Genomic DNA, 21,275 nt, shown 5'->3' with positions numbered 1-21,275 from the left:
ATTTCAGGCCGGGCCCGAGATGAGGAGGAACAAGGTGGCGTACCCCTTGGTCGGTGTGCCGGACACCGGCGATACCGCATGGATGCTGGCGAGCTCGGCACTCGTCCTACTGATGACACCGGGCTTGGCGTTCTTCTACGGCGGCATGGTCCGTAGTAAGAACGTCCTGAACATGATCATGATGAGCGTCAGCGCGATGGGCATCGTGGGCGTGCTCTGGTCGATCTACGGCTTCTCGGAAGCGTTCGGGGACAACAAATTCGGCGTGATCGGCAATCCGGCCCAGTTCTTGGGGCTGAAAGGGCTGATCGGGACGAACGGCGTCAAGGCCTCGCCCGCCGACCCCGCGACCGGTGCCGCGGCGGTGCACGGTGCGGACATTCCGCTCGCGGGCACCATCCCGATGACGGTCTTCGTCGCATTCCAGCTGATGTTCGCGATCATCACCGTCGCGCTGATCTCCGGTGCGGTGGCCGATCGCCTGAAGTTCCGCGCCTGGCTGATCTTCGCCGCGGTCTGGGCCACGGTCGTGTACTTCCCGGTCGCGCACTGGGTGTTCGACTTCAACGTCTCCGACGCCGCGGGCAACATCGTCCACCACGGCGGCTGGATCGCCAACAAACTGCAGGCCATCGACTTCGCCGGTGGTACTGCGGTGCACATCAACGCGGGCGCCGCGGGTCTGGCGCTGTGCATCGTGCTCGGCAGGCGCAAGGGCTGGCCGAAGTCGCCGATGCGCCCGCACAACCTGACCTTCGTCATGCTCGGCGCCGGTCTGCTGTGGTTCGGCTGGTTCGGCTTCAACGCCGGTTCCGCGGTGAGCTCGAACGGACTGGCCGGTTCGACGTTCCTCACCACCACCTTCGCCACCTGTGCGGCGATGTTGGGCTGGTTGCTGGTGGAGAAGATCCGCGACGGCAAACCCACCAGCCTCGGTGCGGCCTCGGGTCTGGTCGCCGGTCTGGTCGCGATCACCCCGTCCTGCTCCTCGGTCAACGTTCTGGGCGCACTGGCCATCGGCGCGGTCGCCGGAATCGCGTGTGCGCTGGCGGTCGGCCTGAAGTACAAACTCGGTTTCGACGATTCGCTCGACGTGGTCGGTGTTCACCTGGTCGGCGGTGTGATCGGCACTCTGATGGTCGGACTGTTCCTGGCCCCCGAATCGGGCGCCTCGGCGAGCCTGAACGGCGCCAAGGGCCTGTTCTACGGCGGCGGTTTCACGCAGCTCGGAAAGCAGGCCGTCGGCGCGGCGGCGGTGCTGGCTTTCTCCTTCATCGTGTCGCTCGTCCTGGCGTACATCATCAAATTCACCATCGGGTTGCGGGCCACCGATGAGGAGGAGGTCGCGGGTATGGACGAATCGGAGCATGCGGAAACGGCATACGATTTCGCTGCTGTGGGTGGCACGGCACGTACCGCCGTCAAGGAGGCATGACCGATATGAAACTGATCACTGCAATCGTCAAACCATTCACGCTCGAGGATGTCAAGAGCGGTCTGGAGCAGGCGGGTGTGCTCGGGATGACCGTCAGCGAGGTACAGGGCTATGGACGGCAGAAGGGCCACACGGAGGTCTACCGCGGTGCGGAGTACTCGGTCGATTTCGTGCCGAAGGTACGGGTCGAGGTCGTCGTGGACGACGCCTCGGTCGAGAAGGTCGTGGAGGTGATCGTCGAGGCCGCGCGTACCGGGAAGATCGGTGACGGCAAGGTCTGGGTGACGCCGGTGGAGGCCGTGATCCGGGTTCGGACCGGAGAGCGTGGCGGCGACGCGCTCTAGCGCGTGCATCTCTAGAGGTCAGCGGGTCGATCGGCGGCCTCGCTCTCACCGGACGACGGTAGGGGCGAGGCCGCCCGCACGAGGGTTGGGTGGTGCAGGTGAAAAGCGACACGCCGAGCGGTGCAACGGATCTGGTACGGGCCCGGGATCAGCTCCTGGAAGGTGGCCAGGTTCGCCGTCCGCGACTGGACGCCCATGCGTTGCGGCAGGCGCTGGTGGACCTGCACGATCTGTGGCTCACGGGTAAGGGCGCCGAACTGGGGATCACCGCCGACAGCGGTCTGGCCGTGGTCGCCGTCGGCGGGCTGGGACGACGCGAGATGCTGCCGTATTCGGATCTGGATCTGGTGCTGCTGCACGACGACGTCGATCCGGAGCGGGTGGCCGAGGTGGCCGATCGGCTGTGGTATCCGCTGTGGGACGCGCACATCAAACTCGATCACAGTGTGCGCACCGTCCCGCAGGCGCTGCGGGTGGCCGCCGATGATCTCACCGCCGCGCTGGGCATGCTGGACGCCAGGCACATCGTCGGCGACGCCGAGTTGAGCAATCTGCTCATCGGCGGCGTGCGTCGCGAGTGGCGCACCGGAATCCGTTCCCGCTTCGGCGAATTGGTGGAGCAGGCGCAGACCCGGTGGCGGCGCAGCGGCGAGATCGCGCATCGCGCCGAACCCGATCTGAAGAACGGGCGCGGCGGTCTGCGCGACATCCAGTTGCTCGACGCGCTCGCCATCGCCCAGCTGACCGACGCCATGCCCGGCCTGGGACCCGACGTCCCGGGCGGCGGCCTGAAACACGCACATCGTCGCCTGCTGGATGTGCGCACCGAACTGCATCGCGTGGCCGGACGCTCCCGCGACCAGTTGCGCGCACAGGATGCCGACGAGATCGGCGCGGCGTTGCGCATCGGCGACCGTTTCGATCTGGCCCGCACGTTGAGTGATGCCGCCCGCACGGTGGGGTATTCGGTCGACGTCGGGTTGCGCACGGCGGGTAACGCCCTGCCGCGTCGCGGGCTGGCCAGGCTTCGCCGCATGCCGGTGCGTCGACCACTCGATGAGGGGGTGGTCGAACACGCCGGTGAGGTGGTGCTGGCTCGCGACGCTCGCCCGCAACGGGATCCGGGCCTGATCCTGCGGGTGGCCGCGGCCTCGGCGCAGAACGGGTTGCCGATGTCGGCGACCACGTTGAACCGGCTGTCCGAGGACGCGCCCGAATTGCGGGAGCCCTGGCCGCGCGAGGCGCTCAACGATCTGCTGGTGCTGCTGGGCACCGGCCGCGCCGCCATCGGTGCGGTCGAGGCGCTGGATCGAACGGGCTTGTGGGGCAGGCTGTTTCCGGAATGGGGTGCGGTGCGCGATCTGCCTCCGCGCGATGCGGTGCACACCTGGACGGTGGATCGGCATCTGGTGGAGACCGTCGCGTACGCCGGTGCGCTGAGTACCCGGGTCGCGCGGCCGGATCTGCTGCTGCTCGGCGCGCTGCTGCACGATCTGGGTAAGGGCCGCACCGAGGATCACAGCATCGTCGGTGCGGAGCTGGCCACCCAGATCGGCCGTCGGCTCGGGCTGTGGCCCTCGGATGTGCGCACGCTCAGCGCGATCGTCCGGTATCACCTGCTGCTGCCCGATACCGCCACGCGCCGCGATCTGGCCGATCCGGCGACCGCCGAGGCGGTGGTGACCGCGCTGGGCGGTGATTCGCAGCTGCTCGAGCTGCTGCATGCCCTGGCCGAGGCCGATTCGCTGGCCACCGGTCCGGGTGTGTGGGGGGATTGGAAAGCCTCGTTGATCGGGGAGTTGGTGCGTCGCTCCCGGTTGGCGATGGCCGGGGAACGGGCGCCCGAGCCCGATCCGATCGATCCGGATCTGCTGGTCAAGGCGAAATCCGGTGGTGTGCACGTCGAATTGTCGCCCGGTGAAGGGCGTTTCAGTCATGTGGTGACCGTCGTCGCGCCCGATACGCCCGGATTGCTGTCCGACGCGGCCGGGGTGCTGGCCCTGCATTCGCTGCGGGTGTTGTCGGCCTCGCTGGGGTCGGAGGGGGATTCGGCGATCGATATCTTCCGTGTGGCACCGAAATTCGGCGATCCGCCCGATGCCGGACTGCTGCGCCAGGATCTGATCCGGGCGGTGAGCGGTGACCTGGATCTGGCGGCGGTGCTCGAACGCAAGGAGCGTGAGGCGGGTCTGCCGATCAGCCAGTACGCGCAGGCCGAGCCGCGCATTCTCTGGGCCGACACCGGGATTCCCGGTCAGGTGTTGCTGGAACTGCGTGCGGAGGACCGGATCGGACTGCTCAGCCGGCTCGCCGGTGCGCTCGCGAGCACGGGTGCGGATGTGCGGTGGGCGAAGGTGATCACCCGGGGCACAGCGGTTGTGGACGCGTTCTGCCTGGATCTGGGGGATACCGACAGTCCGGCCCGGCGGGACGAGATCGCGGCCGCGGTGCTGGCTGTGGTTCCGCCGCAGACGCCCGCGCCGCCACCGGAGCAGGCCGCCGAATAAGCCGGACTCGGGCGGGATTTCGATTCGGAATCGAATGTGCGGGCCGAAACGGACATCCGCCCGGATTTCCGCGGCGATTCGGGGTCGGCCGTTCTGCCTGCTACTTTCCGGGCAAACTGGACGTTTGCCCGGTGATCGGATTGTTGCGTGAGATTTGCTGCAAGCTAGAGCTTTACTGGGGTGAGCCGCTCTAGGATCAGACCGGATCTGTGCAGTCACATGGCGGAGGCGGTGTGCGCAGGGGTCGACGGCGATGTCGGCCCGCATGCCGGGTGTTGTTCGAGGCTTGTCCGAGCTTTTCGAGCATGAGGAGCGAGCCGGTGGCAATTGAAGTCGTTTCCGCATCGACAATGACCAGTGACCTGACCCAGCACATCGCCCGGTGCGTCGGTGGAGATCGCTGGGTGGTGTCCTGGCTTCCCGGGCGGACCCTGTCCGGGCAGCAGGCGGTGACCGCGATGACGATCGCCTCCACGGTGAACGGCCGGACACCCACCGAGGCCGAATGGACGATGCTCGATTCCATGGCCCTGGAACTGGGTCTGACCGCCCGTGAGGCGCTCGGCATGGTCGCCAGTGAGGATCGCGATATCCGCCAGGCTCCGCGGCCGCGGCGGCGCATGCTGGAATAGTTTCCGCGAACCGCTGCGCGAGCGCGGGAGGCACCGGTGCCGCGAACACCGAAACCACGAACGACTAGGCTGAATCCTTCGATCGGCATGCGCGCATTACCCTGGTATGTCGAGTGACGTCCCTCGAGATCAGGAGCGCGATCGGTGTTCGAATCCCTTTCCGACCGGTTGACCGGTGTACTGAGCGATCTGCGCGGCAAGGGGCGGCTGTCACCGGCGGATATCGACGCTACCGCCCGGGAGATTCGCCTGGCCCTGCTCGAGGCCGATGTCGCGCTGCCGGTGGTGCGCGGATTCATCACCCGGGTCAAGGAGCGCGCCAAGGGCGCGGAGGTCTCCGCCGCGCTGAATCCGGCGCAGCAGGTCGTCAAGATCGTCAACGAGGAATTGATCGCGATCCTCGGCGGGGAGACGCGGCGGCTGCAGTTCGCCAAGACCCCGCCGACGGTGGTCATGCTCGCGGGTCTGCAGGGCGCCGGTAAGACCACCCTGGCCGGAAAGCTCGCGAAATGGCTGAAGGGCCAAGGGCATACGCCGTTGCTGGTGGCCTGCGATCTGCAGCGTCCGGGCGCGGTGACGCAGTTGCAGGTCGTCGGTGAGCGGGCCGAGGTGCCGGTCTTCGCACCGCATCCGGGCACCTCGATCGGTGGCGGCGACAACCCGCTGGGCATCACCGCGGCCGACCCGGTCGCGGTCGCGCAGCAGGGTATCGCCGAGGCCCGCGGCAAGCAGTACGACGTCGTCATCGTCGACACCGCGGGCCGCCTCGGCATCGACGAGGAGCTGATGGCGCAGGCCGCGGGCATCCGCGACGCGGTGCAGCCCGACGAGATCCTGTTCGTGCTCGACGCGATGATCGGCCAGGACGCGGTCACCACCGCCGAGGCGTTCCGCGACGGCGTCGGCTTCACCGGCGTGGTGCTCACCAAGCTCGACGGTGACGCCCGCGGTGGTGCGGCGCTGTCGGTGCGCGAGGTGACCGGTCAGCCGATCCTGTTCGCCTCCACCGGTGAGAAGCTCGAGGATTTCGACGTCTTCCACCCCGATCGCATGTCCAGCCGCATCCTGGGCATGGGCGATCTGCTCACCCTGATCGAGCAGGCCGAACAGGTCTACGACGCGCAGCAGGCGGAGGAGGCCGCGCGCAAGATCGGCAGCGGTGAGCTCACCCTCGAGGATTTCCTCGATCAGATGCTGGCCATCCGCAAGATGGGCCCGATCGGCAACCTGCTGGGCATGCTGCCCGGCGCGGGTCAGATGAAGGACGCCCTCGCGGCCGTCGACGACAAGCAGTTGGACCGGGTGCAGGCCATCATCCGCGGTATGACACCGGGGGAGCGGGCCAATCCGAAGATCATCAACGCCTCCCGCCGTCTGCGCATCGCCAACGGCTCGGGTGTCACGGTCACCGATGTGAACCAGCTGGTCGACCGCTTCTTCGAGGCGCGCAAGATGATGGCTCAGATGGGCCGTCAGATGGGTATGCCCGGTGCCGGCAACCGGCGCAACACCAAGAAGGGCAAGAAGGGCAAGAAGGGTGGGCGCGGTCCCACTCCGCCCAAGGTGCGCGGCGGTTTCCCGGGGATGCCGGGGATGCCCGCCATGCCGCCCGGGATGCCGGACCTGTCCGGGATGCCGGGCGGACTCGACCAGCTGCCCCCGGGCCTGGACGGCATCGATCTGTCCAAGCTGAAGTTCCCCAAGAACTGAAACTCCGCGGGGCGCTGAAGGATTCGAGGGCGCTCGGGATATTCCGGGCGTTCTCGGCGAGGTAGCCGAATTGGCGCGCCTCGGCCGATCCGTCGGGGTGATGCCTACGGTTCGCCCTGACCGATCCGTGATTCGTCGCGGGCCGGTTCGTCCGACGGTGGTGGCGGCAGTACCTCCGCGTACAGCACGGTGATGTCGCCATCGGAGCCGATGCCGGTGATCCGATAACGGGTGTCGCGGGCGAGCACGAGTTCGTGCTGTTCCGGATTGGTGGCGTCGTTGCCGAGGTAGACGCCGTGGGCGCCGGGCGGGACGACCAGTTCCATGCGGTGGGTGGATCCCTTCGCCAGGTGGACCATGGCGGCGGAGACCGAGGTGGACATGTAGCCGTGGTCCTGCTGGACGACGTTGAGCAGTAGCCGGGGATCCGCGTCGCCCAGCGGGGTGCCGTGCTCGTCGATCGTCATGAAGCCGATGCCGTCGAGAGCGCGGATGATGCGGACCGGCTCGGTCAGGCGCAGCCGACGCCGGGCGGCCCGGTCGAGCAGGGCGATCTCGTGCCGGACGGCTTCGCGGTCGAACTCTCGGTCGTAGTGCAGCTCGTAGTGCATGCTCAGGACCCGGGCGAGCCGGGCGTCGCCGACGATCCGGTCCCACCGGGCTTCGGGGCGCGGGTCGGACAGGATATCGTCCAGCAGTCGCAGTTGCTCGTCGTCGGCTTGATTCCGGTTCTGCTTGCCGGACAGGACATTTCGTCGATCGTTCAGCGCGGCGAATTTCGGCAGCGTGCCGCGCGGGCGACCGGCGAGGCGCGCGGTCTCGGTATTGCGCCGCAGGTGCTCGATCCACCGGTCGAGTTCGTCGTCCGTGGTTGTTCTGCGGAGCGCGAAGTTGACGACCTGGGTCTCCTCGTAGGAATGCAGTGCGTTGCGCACCTGTTCGGGCAGGTCGTGCCAGACGTTGAGCCGGTGGAAGCCGAAACTGTCACCCGCGGCATCGGAATCGAACCGGCGCACGTTGTCCTCGCCGACGTGGCCCTGGTTCGCGGGATCGTGCACGGGTCCGTAGGCGTGCTGCACGAAATCGCGTGGAATGCCCTGTGCCGTATACAGAATCGCCTCGGTGCCGGACAGTTCCCGGCGCGGTATCGGTGGGAAGCCGTGCTCGGCGCCGAGTCCGCGGTCGACGACGATGATGTCGCCGTTGTCGTTGACCAGCAGATAGGCGTGGGCGCCGATACCGTTCCGGTCGACGGTGGCGTAGCTGTCGACCACCAGCGCCACCGCGCCGTCGCCGAGCTCGCGCAGGTTGTCCGCGATCGCCGTGTGGTCCTCGAACGATGTGAGCCGGGTGCCCGCGGCGAACTCCAGATCGCCACGTGCGGTCCCGGACATCCCCTCCGGCGCCGCCAGGCGTGTGACGACGGGACTGTTCGTGCGTTCCAGCAGCTCAGCGATGGCCGACCGGGCGCAGTCGTTGACGGGTTCGGCCGATTCCCGGCGGTCGGATTCCGGGCGGAACTGCGAAACGTCGGCGACGTCGTGCGGAGTCGTACCGATACGTGTTGTGGCCGTTGCGGATTCACCGGACTCCGGGAGTGGCCCCTGGTCGGTGGCGCGGGTGCGCGCCGCGCTGCCGTCGGATACCGGGTCGGGGCGCGTGGTCCCGGCCGTAGTGTCGTGCCGGGCCGGGAAATCCGGTCGGGAGAACACCGTGGTGTTGGAGATGTCCGGTCGGCTGATCGCGCCGGTGGTCGCGGCTCGCCGTGGCATCAGGCCGGGCGGCCGGGTGCGGGGGCGTGATCCGTCGAGCGGTATCGTACTCCGCTTGGCAACAGGGCTGTGCACGGTGACGATGTATGAATCAAGTTGCTGGGCAGCGTCTTTCGCTGCATTCTCGGATGTGTGCAGATGCAGGTGTCGCAGTGCGCCGCCGGTGGTCCCGGTGCGGTGCGCGTCGACGAATGCCGAGACGGCCGTACCGAGCCGGTCCGGGCGGGAGAACCAGCCGTAGAGCAGCTGTGACGGTAGGAACGTAGCCGAGGCCGCGTCCTGGCCGACCCAGATGACAGTCGCGTTGTCCTGTTGCACCCCAGTCGGTTTCGCATGCTGCCGCGTCACGGTGGTGATCGCGTCGCTCATCGATCCGATCGAGGCATTCGCCGGGGCGTGCCAGTGCACGGTCGACGCGGTGTCCACGGGACCGAACGCGATGGTCGCGGTGGCACGTTGTCCTAGGCCGTCCTGGTCGAAGGACAGTAGGTGGATCACCGGTGTGCCGCTGTGAGACTCCGGCGCGGCGAGCGCGGAATCCAGGTCCGCGGCATACAGATCGGTCAGCATCGACCGTAGATTCCGCAGCTGGCGCTGTGGGCCGGGCCGCAGTGTTTCGGGATCACCCGGCGCGCTGAGCCGGGCGATCTCGAGCTGAAGATACTTGCGGTTCAAGGTGTCTCGCACCGTGGCGGGGATGCCTTCGCCGTTGCGCAGGCCGGGGTGATCGGTGAGCAGTCCCAGTTGATAGGCCGGCGCCAGGTCCTGGAACTGCAGCGCGTCCCACCAGTCGCTGCCGTGCCGACGCCACCAGGTGGCCCGGTCCGGCACCGAGGATTCGGCGAAGCCGCGTGGGGATTCCGGCGGGATGAGACGGTCGAGCGGGCCCGAAGGCGCGGGATGCGCGAAAATCTGGTTCTGCAACGCCTCGTCGATGACGCCGCTGGCGAGTTTCGCACGCCACTGGTCCAGCGCGGATTGTTTCCGGGCGAGATCTTCGCGCATGGTGGGCAGCGTGGAGTTCGGCGTGCCGGATTCGGTGCGGATGTGCTCCTTGCGGGTCAGCGCCTCCTGCTCGGCATCGAGCAGAATCTGCCGGTGCGCGACCTCGGTGCGCTGACGGTCCAGTTCGCCGAACCGGTCGCGCGGTCGCCCGGCGAAGTCGCGCCGGACGAAGTTGTGGGAGACCGTGAGTCCTTGCCGCCGTAGCCAATCCAGCGCGTAGTCGTTGACCTCCGGACGCGGCAGATAGTGCCCGCTGCCGTCGGTCATCGTGACCAGGACGCCGTCGCGGACCTCGATCTCACCGGCCGCGCTGACGGTGCGCCCGCCGAGGAACGAGGTGTGATGCAGCCCGTCGCGCTCCTGGTCGGCGGCGTACATGTTGCCGAATTCGTCCATCACGAACATGGCCAGGCCGTCGCCGCCCCTCCGGCTGGAGGTGATGGCCCGGGTGTCGAACAGCCGGCCGTCGACAGCGCGGTACAGCCTGCGGTCCGAGCCGATGAACACCCGGTGTGCCTCCAGTTCCTCGGCGTCCATGTGCCGGACCGGGTTCATCCTCCCCGGACGGCCGAATTTCCTCGGATTCGGGACGGGATCGAGCGTGGATCCGACTGCGATGGGTGCGTCGTCACCGATATATCTCCGGACTTTCGCCGCACCGGCGAACAGCGGGATCTGCGGCGAGGCCAGCATCCGATCGAGTGGCGGCGGGATTTCCTCGCTCCGCACTCGCGCGAGTGCGGAGCTGAGGTAGTCGGGCATGCGCCGATCACCGGTCGACGCCATGAACAGGCCACCGGTGGGAGTGAGACCGACCTCGTAATGTCCCTCGGGTGCGCGGCGCACGAACACCAGCGGTTTGTCCGGGTTGCCGATGGCTTCGAACCTGCGCCCGTTCGAGCTCAGTCCGATCACATTTCTGCCGACTGCTTCGCTGGTCAGGCGTAGCAGCGCCGCCTCGACGCCGGGATCGTGTGCGGCCGGGGGCGCGCCCGGGTCGCGGGGCCGCAGCAGCCGCCGTTCTCGCCTCAGCCCACGGTCGAATTCGAGGCGCAGTCGCTGCTCGGCTCGCCACTGCGCGTCATCGGTTCCGCCCCGCCCGCGATCGTGGTCGGCGATGGTGCGGCGTCGACGTTCGTCTCGATAGCGCTTGTCCAAGAAGGCCTCGACCAGTTCCCCGACCTCCGGGGTCCCCTTCAGCCGCCACACTTTTGCGAGGGCGGCGAACAACGGATCGCGATCGTCGTGCACCGGCTCCCAGTTCGCCGGTACGGGGCGAGTGTCCTGATCGTCGTGCTCGTCGAAAAGCCCGTGCAGCACAGCATCTTCCGGGCCGTCGAGCAGTGAGGCGGTGTGGTCGGCCGGGGGCTGGTCGAACGGGCGCGCGGCGGCCGGGGCGTGTGTGCCGCTGCCGGGACGCGGCACGGCGGACAGCGGATGGGCCGGTGCGGAGTGCTCGGGCCCGAACAGGCCGTACGCGCCGGGGCCGCTCATCCCGACGCTCGTGAATTTCGGCAGATGGGCGAGGTCGACGGCGAGCAGGCCGCCGCGGGGCGGTACGGGGGCCCACAGGTCGAGGGGATCCGGCAGCGGCGACCACTCGGCACTGCTGTCCCGCCGGGCGAATGCGCTGCCGTCGCTGGACGTTTTGTATTCGGCGCCCTCGGGGGTGCGCAGGGTCGTCGTGCCGTCCGGGTATGCCCGGTATTCCGTGCCGTCCGGATCGCGGTAGTACCGCTCGCCCCGAGGAGTGAGGCCGTATACCGCGCGGCGGCCGGGGGCGCCCGGATACGGCTTCGGATCGCGGCGATGCTGGGCGCCGTCGGGATGGATGACGTATTCGGTTCCGTCCGCTGCCCGCACGAACCGGCCGCGCCCGTCGGTCCGATCGATGACGAAGTCGTCCCGGGCGGGCATCAGGCGGTATTCGATACCGGGTTGCGGCACCGGATAGCCGTCGTGGTCGTCCCACGGGTTCTCCAGCAGCAGCCGCGCGGGTTTTCCTGTCCCGCTGTCGTATTCGACCCCGAGGACGGAGTAGGTGTGGTTGTCGAACAGACCCGCAACGCTGCGCGCGTCCGAGAAGCGGTCGGTCGCCAGGAGCACCGTGGTGTTTCGCCGCAGGGCGTAATCGATCTGGGTGGCGAGCAGTTCGGCCCCGGCCCGGTAGCGGTCGGGCAGCAGACGATTCTCCGGCTGCGCGAGGTGTATCTCCCGGTAATACTCTGCGAGAGCGTTTTTTTCGGTTTGCCAGCGCCCCGGGTGCAGGGTGTTCAGGTAGGTGCGGAAGCCCTCGGCCGAGGCCAGATGCTCGGTGCGCAGGAACTCCTGCCAGCGGGCGTCCCTGGTGGACGGGTCGTCCGGGTGATCGGCATGCAGTCGTTGCCAGGTCGAGTGGTACCGCTGCTCGAGTTCGCGCTCCCAGTCGTCCATGGTCTCGGCGAACTCGTCCGAGAACGCGGTGTCGGCCACGCGCCCCTGCGGCAGTGCGGCGCTGACCACGGCGTGCAGTGTGTCGGGGTCGAACCGCAACGGGTTCAGCAGATGCGCGGTGTCGACGTTGCGGATCGGCTGATGTATCGCCCGCTCGTGCACCTGGCCGAAGCCCTTGCCCAGGAGCCCGGCCGTCCGACCGGCGCGCTGTCCGCCGGTGATGCCGTGATAGCCGTTGCCCTTACCGAAGCGGACCGCGTAGGCCTTGTCGATCATGCTGGCCCACAACGGTTCTCCAGGGCTGTGGCCGACGAATTGCCCCTGATCGGTGCCTGGTGCCACGTAGATCGACTTCTCGACGCGGACCCATTCGGGAGTGCCGTCGATCATGAACCGGACGCTGACGGTCCCGTCGCCGTGATCGGCCAACGCCTCGGTGAGCGAGACCGGATCCTTCTCCGCCAGATGTTTCATCGCCGCGACCAGGGAGCAGCTGTCGGCCAAGCCCTGGCGGGCCTCCTGCGGTCTGGGCAGTCCGCCCGGTCCGAACAAGGGGGTGTCGTGTCGCGTGGCGAGGGTGGGCAGCTCCGGCAGGACGCTGTGTGGCGCCTCGACCGCGCCCCAGTCCGTGCTGTCGGGGTGTTTGATCCACCGCGCCGTCGAACCTCCCGGACGCGCGACGAGCGTGGCCCCGTTCGGCAGGTCGATCGTGCCGGTTCGTCCGGTGTGATCGGTGCCCAGGAAGCGGACCCCGCCTCCGGCGATATTCCAGCGCAGCGTCCCGGGGCGTCCGTCGACGCCCGGACGGTAGCGGAAACCGCGGGCGAGGTCGCGGTCGATATCTTCGGTCGTTCCGTCCGGATGGGTGATGGTGAAGTAGGGGCGGCCGTCCGGTGCGATGGTGCGGGTCGCTTCGATCGCACCGCTGGCCGGTAGGCGGTGCACCTGTCCTCGGGCGTCGACCAGGATCAGAGCGTCGCTGCCGTCGGGCATGGTGGCCCGGGGCATCTCGACCTTGACGCCCGGGGCGGGCAGCAGCGTCTGCTTCTGCCGTGGGTCGAGCCTGTCCAGTCGTTCGTTGTCGGCCAGAGTGGGGCGGGCGAGTCCGGGGTGGTCCAGGCGGGGGCGGGTGACATCGGTGGTGCCGGGGAGAGCGGTCTGCAGTTTCTCCAGCAGATCCTCGCCGAAGTAGGTGTCGCCGTCCTCGGGCTCGAATTGCGTTGTGGTGTCGGCGAGCGGTCGTTGCGCCGGGGGTGCGGCGAGGGTGCCCGAAGCCTTCGGTTCGGGGTGGTCGGCCGGGTACATGGCGTGCGCACCGGGCCCGCTCATCCCGAACGTGCCGAACTTGGGCAGATGGGTCAGGTCGACCGCGACGATGAGACCGCGAGGCGGAATTGTCATGTCCCGCACGGGATCTACCCGGTTCGGGTCGGGCTGCCAATCGGACCCGGGATCCCGGCGCAGCTTCGTACCGTCCGCCTCGGTCAGATACTCGAGCCCGGTGTGGTCCTGGCGGTATCTGGAGCTGTCGGGGTGGACCCGGTAGGTGGTGCCGTCGCTGTCCTTGCGGTACCGGATCTGCGAGGCGGTGATGCCGTACTCGACCCCGTCCTGGTATCGCCGGTACCGGGTGCCGCCGGCGTATATGCCGTATTCGACATCCCAGTCGTGATCCGAGGTGCTGTGGCTCGGCTCCCGGCGATAGATGCCGCCGTCCTCGCGTTCGCGATAGCCGGTTCCGCCCGGATCCAGTCGGTAGATGATGCCCGCGGCGGGGGAGGGGTACCGGCCTTCGTCGTCGTGTGGATTCTCCAGCAGGATCCGGATCGGATTGTCGTCGTCGTCCCGTTCGATCCCGTGCACCGCATACCCGTGATTTCCGACCAAACCCGGTACGGCCGTGGTGTTTTCGCTGCTGTCGCCGAAGGCACGGGTGCCGATGGTGATCTTGGTCCCGCGCCGCAGCGCCCAGTCGATCTGGGAGCCGACCGCTCGCGCGGCCACTTCGGAGCGAGTGGACAGCAGCAGATTTTCGGGCTCGCCGCCGTACGCTTCGCGGAAATAGCTCGTCAGCGCGTTCTTCTCGGCATCCCAGGCGTCGGGGAAGTGTATGTCGAGATAGTTCCGGAAGCCCTCGGGCGTCCGGTAATCCGGCACGTCCAGCCGTTCCCGGTACCACTGGCGGTAGGTGTCGGCGATCGCGCGCACGAACTCCAGGTCGGGACGGCCGCTGGGCATGAAGTCGTCCACCAGGTCGTAGAGCGTGTCGACGTCGAACCCGAGCGGGTTCATGATGTCGGTGGCGGTGAGGCTGCGGACCGGCTGCTGCCGTGCATCCGGATCGGCCTGGTAGAAGCCCTTGTCGAGGAACTTCGTGACGTAGCCCGCGTGCGCACCGTCCATCAAGGCGCGGTACCCGTCACCCTTGCCGAAACGGTGTGCGAACGCCTTCTCGATCATGCCGGCCCACAAGGGTTCTCCGCGCCGGTGGGCGACGAAGTGCCCGATTCCCGAACCCCGGGTCACATAGATGTCCTTGGTGACGCGGACCCATTCGAATCGGGCGGACTGCTGGTCCTGGTCGCGGACGGTGAATCGAACCGAGACGGTGCCGTCGCGATTGTCGTTCATCATCTCGACGATCGATTCCGGATCGTGGGCCGCCCTGGCCTTGAGATGCGCGAGCAGCGCGCAATCGCCGGCAGCTCCCTGACGCACGTCCTCCGGTTTCGGCAGCCCGTCCATCCCGAACAGCTGGTTTCTGCGACGGTCGGCGAGCACCGGCAGTCTCGGCAGGACGCTGTGCGGAATCTCGACCTCGAACCAGCTGTCGGTCCCGGCGAGTTTCACCATCCGGCGCGGCCAGGCAGCGGCCTTCGCCACGAGGTTGTATCCGAGTGGCACGTGCGAGGATTCGATGTTGCCGTCGCGGTTGCGGCCGAGGAATCGCAGTCCGCCGTCCGGGAAGTTCCACCGCAGCATGCCGGAGTTGCTGCCGGGAGCGTCGGCCTCGAAATCGAAACCGTCCGCCATGTCGATGTGGACGAATCGCGAATACCCGTTGCGCAGGAACGTGTAGCCCGCGGGCCACCCGGGCGTCTCGGGGCGATACGTCGCGCGAACCGACGCGACTCCCGGCAGCGGAGTCACCTGCCCGCGGTGATCGACGAGGGTGAGTCTGTTCTCCCCGCCGGGCTCGGTGGCGTGCGGGACCTCGAGCGGGACGCCGATGACGGGCAGTAATTTCTCCCGGGCAGCCGCATCGAGGTTCTCCAGCAGCTCGTCGGCGGGCAGGAGCGGCGGTTCGAGTCCTACCGGGTCGATCCGCCATCGCGGGATGTCGGTGACGCCGTTTTCGGGCCGGTGCAGCTGATCGAGCAGGTCGTCACCGAAGTAGGTCTCGCCGTCTCCGGGCTCGAATGCCGGTGTGGTCGTGGGAAGTTCGGCGGGCGCCTGCTCGTGGGCGGGTTCGGTCGCCGGTTCCACCCTCGCGTACAGGGTGGTGACGCCGTAAGGGTCGTGTTGCACTCCGGTGATCCGGTAGGCGGTGTCGCGGGCCAGCAGCAGTTCGTTCCGGAACGGGTGCGAACCCTCCCTGCCGACGTAGACGCCTCGCGTGCCCGGCGGAATCAGCAGTTCCAGACGGTATTCGGCGTCACCGTCCGGATCGGGCCGCAGTGCGGTGGACAGATAGCCGCGCTCGCGTTGCAGTGCGCCGACCAGATTTTCGGGTTCGCCGTCGCCCAGTCGAGTGCCGTCGTCGATCGTCAGGTCGCCGATGTCGTCGAGGCCGGTGACGACGCGAATCGGCTCGGTCAGCGGCAGTTCGCGTCCGGTCGCCCGGTCGAGCCGGGCGAGGTAGTCCCCGACGGCGCTCGGGGTGAAATCCTGGTGCAGGTGCTCGTCGTAGAGCGTGACCAGATCCTGATGCGTCCAGGAGTCGGCGTCCACGCGCGCCCAGCGTTCCTCGGGCGAGTCGTCGGACAGGATCTCTTGCAGCGCTTGCCTTTCCCGTTCCTGGGCCGCGGTGCGGTGGTCCTGGCTGTCCAGCTCGTCTCGTCGGGCGGTCATGGCGGCGCGAGTGCCGAAGCGGTGCGACAGCGCGTCGGCCAGGTCGGCGTTGTGGACGTATTCGCCTATGCGGGTGGCGATATCGCCGTCCGAGGCCGTCTCCCGCAGCACGGTATTGATCAGCGGAAGTTTCGCGTGCGCGCGCACCGCGGTCCGCTCGTCCTCGGGCAGCGAACTCACCGAGCCCAGGGTTTCGACGCCGAAGCGGTCGCCGGAGATCCCGGTGGGGAACCGGCGCACGCCCTCCTCGACGTAGCTGTCGTGCGCGGAGTCGTGGATCGGGATCGGGTGCGTCGCAGTGGATTCCGGCGTGAGGTCCACCGCCGCGCGCAGTATGAAGATACCTTCGTCGCTGTCGTAGTCGACGTCGGTGATTCGGTAGTCGGTGCCGCGCGCCAGCAGAAGTTCCTGCTGTGTCGGGGCATAACCGTCGAGTCCGATGTAGATGCCGTGCGTGCCGGGCGGCACCGTGAGTTCCAGGCGGTATTTCCGGTCGGCGGCGAATTCGATGGCCCCGGAACTGACCGAGGTGGACATCAGGCCGCGTTCGCGTTGCGGAACGCCGACCAGCAGGCGTGGGTCGCGATCACCCAATGGGGTGCCGTGCGCGTCGATCGCCAGGGCGCTGATGTACGCGTCCTGCATACCGCGGATGACCCGGATCGGCCTGGTCAGCGGGATCACGCGGGCGGTGGCTCGATCCAGGTCCGTCAGATGCCGCCGCAGGATCTGCGGTGTGAGCCCCTCGTCGAAGTGCTCGCGGTAGGCGTCGTCCCAGAGCTGATATCTGTCGGCCTCGGTCTGCATCTGCTCCCATCGCGCCGCGGGGCGCGGATCGGTGAGGATCTTGGTCAGCTCCTCCGATTCGCGCTGTTCATCGGGGGTTCGGGTGTCGCGGGCGAGCAGATCGGTGTGCCGGGCGCGCAGTGCGGTGAGATCCGGATCGGTGTCGTGGGGCGCGGTCAGCAGGGTGTGGACCGCGGCGGTCTCGCGGAGGGCATCGATCCAGCCGGGAAGTTCGTCGCCCAGCAGATCGCCCTTGAGCACATCGTTGATCACCGAGACGTGCTCGTAGGTGTGGATGGCCGTGCGCTCGTCCTCGGGCACCTCGTCCCAGATGCGCAGGATGCGGTGCCCGTACTCGGAACCGGCTGCGTCGGTGGCGAATCCGAGGACGCCGTCGTCGTCGATCTCCCAATCGGGATCGTCCGCGTCGCCGAAACCCTCGCCGAAAATCTGGTCCTCGTAATCCGAGTCGGACAGGTTCGCGCCGCCGAATTCGAACTGCGGGAGCCGATCGATGTCCAGGGCGTGGGATTCCGCGTCGAACACGCCGAGGTCGTCGAGGTGGAGTTGCGGGAACCGTTCGCCCGCAAGATCATCGACGGCCTCTTCCTCGTCCGGGTCCGCCGGCTCCATGTGCGGCGACTCCTCGGACAGGCCGCTGAGACCGATGAGCGGTCCGTCGCCGACGGTGGTGGGCGGCTCCAACCGGGCCAGGGGGTGGTCGGGGTGGGTGGTCGGCGCGCCAGGGTTCGGCAGGGCGTGGGTCGGGTGGCCGGTGGGGGTGTAGAGGATGGCGCGCGTGGCGGCGAGTTCCCGCCGAGGTTGCGGCGGGAACTCGTGTGTCACATCGAATCCGGGGTCGACGACGGTGATGACGCCGTTGTCGTTGGTGAGCAGGTAAGCGTGTGCTCCGATGCCGTTCTCGACGGTGGCGTAGTCGTCCACGACCAGGGCGATGTGCCCGGGGCCCAGACTCAGTAGCTGACGGGCGATGTGGGCGTGGTCGTCGAAGGGCCGCAGCCAGGCCCCGGCGGCGTGCTCGAGGTCCTGCCGGGTGATCCCGGCCGGACCCGGGTGACCGGTGATGGGGCGGACGACGGGACTGTTCGTCCGACGGCGGAGTTCGTCGAGGGTGAGCGGGCCGCAGCGGGCGGTCTGCTCGGCGGAGGTGTGGATCGGGGCGGATGCGCGTGCGGCAGTGCTGGAACCCGGTGTGGTGGTGTCGCGCTCGTCCGATGTGCCGGGTGCGCGGTGGGTGCTGCTGCCGTCGGATATCTCGACGATGGTTCCGTCGGGGAGGGTGAAGCCGAGGCTCGCCCTGGCACGGCCCGGTTGGAGTTTCGACGGGGCGGGTGCGAGGCGGGCGCGGGGCGGCTTGCTCGAGGTCGGTTCGGTGCGTGTGGGGCGCGCGGGCGTCACCGGACCGGGCTCGACCACGGCATGCAGCACGGTGACATCGTCGTCGTCCACCGTGATTCCGGTGATGCGGTACGGGGTGTTGCGCGCGAGCAGGAGTTCCTGCTGGATAGGGAAATTGGCGTCATTGCCGAAGTAGACGCCCCGGGTGCCCGGCGGAATCACCAGTTCGAGACGGTATTCCGTCGGCCAAGGGGTATCGGGTCGGACCGAGGTGGACAGGTAACTGCGATCGCGCTGCGGGACATTGACGATCCGGTCGAGATCCGGCGCGTACTGACCGAGACTGCCCAGCGTGGCGCCGTGCTCGTCGATCGCCAGGAAGTCGAGGTCGTCGAGGCCGCGCACGACGACGATCGGCTCGCTCAACGGCAGCGGGCGACCGGTCGCACGATCGAGTCGGGCGATGTAGTCCCGGACGGCGTCGGGGTCGGTGTAGGTGGAGAAGCGTTTGGCCAGCTTGGTGTACAGCCGGGCGTCCTCCTCGATCCGATCCCACGCGGCGAAGGGTCTCGGATCGTCCAGGACCTGATTCAGTGCCCGTAGTTCGGCGTCGATGTCGTCGGTGTGTGGGGGAGTAGCGCTGTCCAGCAATGCGTTTCGCCGCTTCGTCATTCCGGCGATGCCGTGATTTCCGAGCAGGATGTCCCTGGTTCGCACGCTGTCGCGGAGCAGCTCGATCCAGTCCCCGGCGAGGTCCTCGTCCGAGAAGCGCCGCAGCACCCAGCCGATCAACGCGGTGTCCGACTCGTATCTGTGCAGTGCGGAGCGCTCCTCGTCGGGCAGCTCGTCCCAGATCCGCAGGTGATGGGTGGCGAACGCGGCACCGGCCTCGGACGTGTCGAATCGGCGGATGCCGTCGTCGCCGATCCGGCCCCGATCGCCGTGCCCGGTATCGACGGGCGCGGTTCCTGGATAGCGGTGGGGTGCGGCCGTGTGTGAGCTGTCCTGCGTCGCGAGTTCGGACGCGGGGGTGTGGTCCGGTTCGGAGATATCGTCCGTATCCGATGCGGTCTGTTCGGATGAGCCGATGAGGCTGGTGGCGGGCATGGCGGCGGGAATGACGGTGTGTGGCGCCGGGGTGACCGGATAGCCCTGCGGCGTGTAGGTGATCGCGTAGCTGCCGGAGAGTTCGCGGCGCGGTATCGGCGGGAAGCCGTGCAGCAGACCGAATCCCGGGTCGACGACTTTGATGTCGCCGTGCTCGTTGGCCAGCAGGTAGGCGTGTGCGCCGATGCCGTGCGTGTCGGTGCTGGTGTAGGCGTCGACGACCAGAGCGAGATGGCCGTGGCCGAGTCGACGCAGGGTCTCCGCGATATCGGTGTGGTCGCCGAACGGCTGGAGTGCGGCGCCGGCGGCGTTTTCCAGTTGTGCGCGGGTGATTCCGGCGGGGGTGGGTGGGTCGATGGCGCTGATGACGGGACTGTTGGTGCGACTGCGGATTTCGGCGAGGACCAGGGGTGCGCAATTGTTGTCCGGTGCGGCCGGGGGCGTGGCCAGGTTGAGGTGCACCCGGTCGGGAGCGATGCCGTTGGCGCGGAACTGGGTGAGTACCTCGGTGTGGAAGTCCTCGAAGGTGCCGTCTCGATGCAGGTTCAGCGCCGAGGCGGTCAGCTGGGATCGGAGGGCGCCGAAACTCGCCCAGGGCAGTTCGGCGCCGATGCCGACACCGGCCAGGACCTGTTCGGATCCAGGGGGCACGTCCCAGAGGAACAGATCGCCGTGGTCGGCTTGCACGGTCCGCAGCCATCGGGTGACCCGGTCCGCCGCGGCCTGGTCTCGTGCGTAGATCACGATGCCGTCCACCCGCCGAGTGGCGGGCCCGGCGGCCTTGGCGGCATAGATTCCCGGGAATCGGACCGGATCGTCGACGACTTCGTGCACCACGCGAGCGGCGATCAGGGGGCGCGCCGGGGCGAGGGTGTTCACATAGACCTTGAATCCGACGTCCTGTGAGCGCGTTTCGTCGGCCGGGTGCGTCCTGGTGTACTGCAGGAACGAGATGTCCTCGGGCATCCAGTCATCGGCGCTGTCCGCGGTGAGTACCCCGTCGAGTTCCGCGACCGCGTGCTGCACATCGGCTTGTTGTGCGGGGCCGGGCGCGCGTTCGGTGAGGATCTGTACCAGATCGTGCAGGTACTCGTGCGGATCTTCGACCGGATCGTCCGCTCCCCGGTCGGAGTACAGGTAGTAGACGTCCTCGTCGGTGCGGACGAACTCGCGGGCGTCCCAGACGCCTCGTAGGAATGCGTCCAGGCCCTCCCGCGAGGACGACGCCGGGGTGATCCCGTTGCGCAGATAGGACTGTTCCCGTAGCTGTTGCAGGTCGTCGAAGGAGATGTCCGGCTGTAGCGGCGTGATCGAGGTGTACAGCTCGTCCAGTGTGCGCGGCCGGTCGAAGATGTCCGGTACGTTCCGTGCGGTGTCCGCGCGGGACCTGTCGGGATCCTGTCCGGTCGGCGGCAGGCTCGGTCGCGCGGGGGAGTAGAGGCCGCCTTCGACCCATCGGTTGTCGCGGGAATCGTTTGTCGATGAGGTGTGTCCGGCAGCGTCGTATCCGGCGGCGTGTGTGCTGCCGGTCATGCCGATGCGGGCGTTGTCGAGAGCGTCGGCGGTTGCGGGGGAGTCGTTCGAGATGGGGCGGTGCGGTGTACTGCCGTCCGAGGTGTGGGTGGTGGGGGCTGTCGGGCGGTTCTTTGTGGGAGTTGTTGTGTTGCTTTGAGTTTCGTTCGGGTTGGTGGCCTCGTCGGTGGCCTCGTCGGTGTCGGTGTCGGTGTCGGTGTCGGTGTCGGTGTCGTGATGTGTTGTGTTTGCGGTGGGGTTGGTGTTCTGGTTCGGGTGTGTTCGGTGGGAGTGCGGTCCGCGAGCGGCGAACGGGTTGTGGATGTTCGTGTCGTCGATCTGTGCTGCGCCCGCGCGGGGCCGCGGCACTGTTTCGTCGTCGGAGAGATGGTCGCCGCCGAGGTCGTCCCGGAAGTGGTTGTCGCGGAGGGGGTTGTCGTGGGAGTGGTTGTTGCGGAGGTGGTTGTCGAACGCTGTGTTGTCCGGGTGGTCGTAGGAGTCTTGTTGTCGTGGTGGTGGTGTCGTGGGTTGCCCGTCGATGGATTCGATCTCGGGTGGTGCGTGTGCGGAATATGTGGGTGCGCGTCGGGAATTGACCAGTT

Annotated in this window: 6 protein-coding genes; 5 read left to right on the top strand and 1 reads right to left on the bottom strand. The window is 67.9% G+C overall.

What is annotated here, in order from left to right:
- Positions 1 to 19 precede the first annotated feature (19 nt).
- From ON40_RS23720 to ffh, 5 genes are all read left to right on the top strand, one after another.
- Positions 20 to 1,435, top strand: a complete 1,416-nt coding sequence (locus ON40_RS23720; protein ID WP_085997781.1) for an ammonium transporter — start codon at positions 20 to 22, stop codon at positions 1,433 to 1,435.
- Between the two features lie 5 nt (positions 1,436 to 1,440).
- Complete coding sequence (locus ON40_RS23715) at positions 1,441 to 1,779, top strand: P-II family nitrogen regulator (RefSeq protein ID WP_040826256.1); 339 nt, start codon at positions 1,441 to 1,443, stop codon at positions 1,777 to 1,779.
- Positions 1,780 to 1,871: 92 nt separating this feature from the next.
- Positions 1,872 to 4,286: a [protein-PII] uridylyltransferase gene (locus ON40_RS23710; RefSeq protein WP_245567958.1), complete on the top strand. Its 2,415-nt coding sequence runs from the start codon at positions 1,872 to 1,874 to the stop codon at positions 4,284 to 4,286.
- A 320-nt stretch (positions 4,287 to 4,606) separates the two neighbouring features.
- Positions 4,607 to 4,918 carry a hypothetical protein gene (locus tag ON40_RS23705; protein ID WP_040826300.1) on the top strand — a complete coding sequence of 104 codons (312 nt, stop codon included), beginning with the start codon at positions 4,607 to 4,609 and terminating at the stop codon, positions 4,916 to 4,918.
- Positions 4,919 to 5,062: 144 nt separating this feature from the next.
- Positions 5,063 to 6,628 carry a signal recognition particle protein gene (ffh, locus tag ON40_RS23700; RefSeq protein WP_040826255.1) on the top strand — a complete coding sequence of 522 codons (1,566 nt, stop codon included), beginning with the start codon at positions 5,063 to 5,065 and terminating at the stop codon, positions 6,626 to 6,628.
- Positions 6,629 to 6,732: 104 nt separating this feature from the next.
- Here ffh and ON40_RS23695 read toward each other — a convergent pair whose 3' ends face one another.
- Positions 6,733 to 21,042 (bottom strand): ADP-ribosyltransferase, encoded by a 14,310-nt coding sequence (locus ON40_RS23695; protein ID WP_218008852.1) that lies wholly within the window; start codon positions 21,040 to 21,042, stop codon positions 6,733 to 6,735.
- Positions 21,043 to 21,275 lie beyond the last annotated feature (233 nt).

The sequence above is a fragment of the Nocardia jiangxiensis NBRC 101359 genome (assembly GCF_000308615.1).
In the GTDB taxonomy this organism is placed as follows: Bacteria; Actinomycetota; Actinomycetes; order Mycobacteriales; family Mycobacteriaceae; genus Nocardia; species Nocardia jiangxiensis.
This window is presented reverse-complemented; position numbering and strand designations above follow the sequence as displayed.

Coding starts and splice junctions, on each gene's coding strand:
- ON40_RS23720 (WP_085997781.1), top strand. CDS start 20: ATGAGGAGGAACAAGGTGGCGTACCCCTTGGTCGGTGTGCCGGACACC.
- ON40_RS23715 (WP_040826256.1), top strand. CDS start 1,441: ATGAAACTGATCACTGCAATCGTCAAACCATTCACGCTCGAGGATGTC.